This window comes from Peterkaempfera griseoplana (genome assembly GCF_001418575.1).
Classification (GTDB): Bacteria; Actinomycetota; Actinomycetes; order Streptomycetales; family Streptomycetaceae; genus Peterkaempfera; species Peterkaempfera griseoplana.
In genome coordinates this window covers 1-338 of sequence record NZ_LIQR01000392.1, presented here as the reverse complement: position 1 = coordinate 338, position 338 = coordinate 1, and the positions used below count along the sequence as shown (strand labels likewise).

The following is a 338-nucleotide window of genomic DNA, read 5'->3' as shown; positions in this document are numbered from 1 at the left end:
CTGCTCGCCCACGCCGACCGCCTCAACCCGCGCACCGCCCCAACCGACCAGGCCGCCGCCACCAAGCGCATGCGCCAGTGGTGCGACCTGCTCGCCGACGTCCCCCCGACCGCAGCCGATGCCGTCGGCCGCGACTGGAACCCCGCGCACGTGGTGTGCCAGCACATCGCGACCAGTCCCTACCTGACCAAGCCCTCGGACGTGTCCCGCCCGTGACACGACTTCAAGCGGCGACGCGCTCTCCCGGCACACCGACCCGACCCCCGCGGCCGACCTCGACGACCCGGCCGCCTACCGTGCCGAGCTGCTCGGCACCCGGCACACCATCGCCGCCGGGC

The 338-nt window shown here is 74.9% G+C and carries 1 pseudogene; it reads left to right on the top strand.

The features are described 5' to 3' along the window. A pseudogene (locus AOK09_RS40910) lies at nt 1-216 on the top strand (zinc finger domain-containing protein); the annotation flags it as partial. Nucleotides 217-338: the final 122 nt, after the last annotated feature.